The organism is Candidatus Melainabacteria bacterium RIFOXYA2_FULL_32_9 (genome assembly GCA_001784615.1).
Classification (GTDB): domain Bacteria; phylum Cyanobacteriota; class Vampirovibrionia; order Gastranaerophilales; family UBA9579; genus UBA9579.
On sequence record MFRQ01000010.1, the window covers coordinates 2,721 to 6,214 of the forward strand.

General features: G+C 34.1%; 3 protein-coding genes and 1 pseudogene. All 4 read left to right on the top strand.

Features of this window, described 5'->3' with window-relative positions; genetic code table 11:
• The 4 genes and pseudogenes from A2255_04325 (at position 1) to A2255_04340 (ending at position 3,494) form a co-directional block, all read left to right on the top strand.
• Complete coding sequence (locus A2255_04325) at positions 1-783, top strand: phospho-N-acetylmuramoyl-pentapeptide-transferase (GenBank protein OGI23374.1); 783 nt, start codon at positions 1-3, stop codon at positions 781-783.
• Positions 784-801: 18 nt separating this feature from the next.
• The gene (locus A2255_04330) at positions 802-2,160 is read left to right on the top strand and encodes a UDP-N-acetylmuramoylalanine--D-glutamate ligase (protein ID OGI23375.1); all 1,359 of its coding nucleotides are present in this window, start codon (positions 802-804) and stop codon (positions 2,158-2,160) included.
• A 49-nt stretch (positions 2,161-2,209) separates the two neighbouring features.
• The gene (locus A2255_04335; GenBank protein ID OGI23376.1) at positions 2,210-3,316 is read left to right on the top strand and encodes a cell division protein FtsW; all 1,107 of its coding nucleotides are present in this window, start codon (positions 2,210-2,212) and stop codon (positions 3,314-3,316) included.
• Positions 3,306-3,494: pseudogene (locus A2255_04340) on the top strand (hypothetical protein). The gene A2255_04335 and the pseudogene A2255_04340 overlap by 11 nt, the downstream one beginning before the upstream one ends.

The following is a 3,494-nucleotide window of genomic DNA, read 5'->3' on the forward strand; positions in this document are numbered from 1 at the left end:
ATGATTGGTGCTACATTAGGGTTATTGATGGCACAAAAGAGCAGTCTGAATACTTTTATTATTTTGCTGGTATTTGCTTTATTTACATTTATAGGATTTAAAGACGATATATCTAAAATAACCCGTAAACAGAATAAGGGTTTAAGTGCAAGAAACAAGCTTTTCTTGCAAGTTTTAATCGCAATAATTCCTGCTTTATATATGACTTTTAATGGTGAGAGATCGGTTTCTGTTTTTGGTCTTTATAATATCGATCTTGGTCTTCTGTATCCGTTTTTTGCAGTATTTGTGATTATTGGCGCGTCTAATGCCGTAAACTTAACTGATGGACTCGATGGGCTTGCTTCAGGAACAATGTTTATAGCTTTAACTGCAATAACCTGCTTATGTATAATCACAGGACGTTTTGATATTGCCATAGTATCAGCAGCGATAGCAGGAAGTTGTCTTGGATTTTTATATTATAATAAGCCTCCAGCTAAAATTTTTATGGGAGATACCGGTAGTATTGCACTTGGTGGAGTGCTGGGAACATTAGCTGTTATCGGAAAATTTGAGTTATTGCTTATAATTATTGGTGGTGTTTTTGTGATAGAAGCATTATCAGTAATTTTACAGGTAATTAGCTTTAAAACAACAGGCAAAAGAATATTCAAAATGAGTCCTATTCATCATCATTTTGAATTATTAGGGTGGTCAGAACCTAGAATCGTTTATACATTCTGGCTTGTTGGTCTGATACTGGCAATAGTAAGCTTCGTATTAAGGTATTATTTGTCCTAGATAGGGAATTATAACGATATGACAAGCAAGTGGATAAATAAAAACGTAACTGTTTTAGGATTTTCATTAAGTGGTATTGCAACTGCTAAATATTTGTCTAAAAAAGGGGCAAATTGCATAATTAGTGAAAAAAGAAATGAAAATCCTGAAGATCAAGAAAAGATAAAAGAACTCAAATCTCTTGGAATTGATATTGAAATGGGTGGCCATAGAGAAGAAACAATCTTAAATTCTGATCTAGTGGTTACAAGTCCTGGAATCCCCCCTCACTCTGAAGTTATTAAACTTATAAAAGCCCATAAGATTCAAACAACAGGAGAAATTGGACTGGCTTATACTGAAACTCCTGTACCGTTTATTGCAATTACCGGGACTAATGGTAAAACCACCACTACTAAACTTGTTTCAGAAATTTTAACAAATGCAGGATACAATGCTCCTGCTTGTGGAAATATTGGCTTACCTGTTATTAACCTTGTAGAAAAGTCTAATATAGATTACTTTGTTACGGAAGTAAGTTCTTATCAAATAGATACAAACCCTGTCTTTAAACCTCAAATAGCTCTTTTTATTAATTATACTCCTGATCATGTGGATTGGCATGGTAGTAAAGAGGCCTATTTTGAAGCAAAAGCGGCATTATTTACAGAACATAGATCTCCAATATGGACTATTTTAAATGCCTGTGATCCAAAAGTATATGAATTGAGACATAAAAGTTTATCTCAGATAATATATTTTGGCAGGGAGATGCCAGGGTCTTCCGTGTACATAAAAGATAATAAGATTTTTGCCAAAGGTAAAAATAGGATTAAAGAAATAATTGAAATTAAAGATATTCCTCTTATAGGAAAACATAATTATCAAAATATAATGGCTGCAATAGCAATTGCTTCAGTGGTAGGGGTAGAGCCTGATATAATTAGAGAAACCATAAAAAACTTTAAGCCACCTGAGCATAGACTGGAATATGTTGCTACTATAGATGGAATTAGCTATTATAATGATTCCAAAGCTACTAATTGTGACTCTACTATTTGCGCTCTAAAAGCTTTTGAAGATAAAAAAGTTGTATTAATAGCCGGAGGCAGAGATAAAGGTACAGATTTAGCTGAATTAGTCCAAGTTATTAAAGAACAGGCCACACATGTCGTGTTAATTGGTGAAGCTGCCGATAGATTTCAAAAGGCGTTACAGGATGCCGGTTATACAAATATTACAAGAGCATCATTACTTGAAGAATCTATCGATATAGCTGCAAGTTTAAAGTTAGGGCCTGTATTATTTGCGCCGGCTTGTGCAAGCTTTGATATGTTTAAAAACTTTGAAGAAAGAGGACGAGCTTTTAAAGATTATGTCATTAAGAAAAGCAACTGATAGAATCAGGAAAAATAGAAGAAAAATGTTAAAAAACAGGCAAGGATCAATGATAATAACCTCGCCTGACAATACACTTCTTGTAATAATAGTAATTTTAATATCATTTGGAATGATGGCCATTTTCAGTGCAGGAGCACCGGAAGGGAGTTATTTATATAATAACCCTGCTTATTATTTCATGAAGCATTTTATGTATATACTGATTGGCTTATTTTGTATGACTTTCTTTGCAAAATTCGACTATAAAAAATTAAAAAACTATGTAATGCCATTTTCGCTTGTAACTATTGCTTTAATTGCAGCAACATATATTCCAGGATTGGGAAAAGAAAGTTATGGAGCTTCCAGATGGTTGATAGGTATTCCTATTCAGCCATCCGAACTTGCAAAAATAGCAACTATTTTACTGGTCTCTTCAATAATGATTAATGCTAAAACTATTTTTGACAGAAAGTTATTACTGCATCTTGGCTTAGTTGGCATTATGTTTATTTTAATTTTGAAACAACCTAACTTAAGCGTTGCAACAATAGTTGCTGCTATTGCAGGAGTTTTACTCTTAGCAGGTGGAATATCGTCATTATTATTAGGTGGGGTTGCTGCTGCAGGTGCTGCTTTTGTTTTACCTCATATGCATGGTTATCAGACAAGTAGAATAACTGGATGGTTAAATCCGTGGGCTGATCCTCAAGGCACAGGATATAATTTGATACAATCGTGGTATGCTATTGGTTCTGGAGGTATATTTGGAGTCGGATTTGGAAATTCCAAGCAAAAATTATTTTGGCTTCCATTCAGGCATACAGACTTTATTTTTTCTGTAATAGCAGAGGAACTTGGACTAATAGGCTGTTTGGTTTTGATAGGTGTATTTATTGCCTTTATTCATAGAGGTCTTTTAATTGCTAATAGATGTACAGACTCATTTGGTAAACTTTTGGCTCTTGGAATAACTTTTGCTATCGGAATTCAGGCATTTATTAATATCGGTGTTACCGTTGGTGTTTTACCTGTAACAGGGGTAACTCTTCCTTTAATTAGTTACGGCGGAACTTCTGTGGTAGTAACCATGATAATGCTCGGAGTTTTACTAAATATATCTCGAAAAAGGATTAAAAGAATTCAGCCGGAAGAGGCACAATATGCCGTCTAAAAAACTTACAGTAGCAGTAACAGGCGGTGGAACAGGAGGACATATTTATCCTGCTGTTGCAGTTATCCAGAAATTAAAAAATGATCCTGAGATTGATAAAATTTATTATATAGGCTGTCCTGTCAATATGGAGAAAGATATAGCAGAAAAAGAAGGTGTTGAGTTTTTGCCTATATCA

What these genes read in the sequence shown, in the direction of transcription:
- A2255_04330 (OGI23375.1), top strand. Translation starts at nt 802, where the DNA reads ATGACAAGCAAGTGGATAAATAAAAACGTAACTGTTTTAGGATTTTCA.
- A2255_04335 (OGI23376.1), top strand. Translation starts at nt 2,210, where the DNA reads ATGATAATAACCTCGCCTGACAATACACTTCTTGTAATAATAGTAATT.
- A2255_04325 (OGI23374.1), top strand. Translation starts at nt 1, where the DNA reads ATGATTGGTGCTACATTAGGGTTATTGATGGCACAAAAGAGCAGTCTG.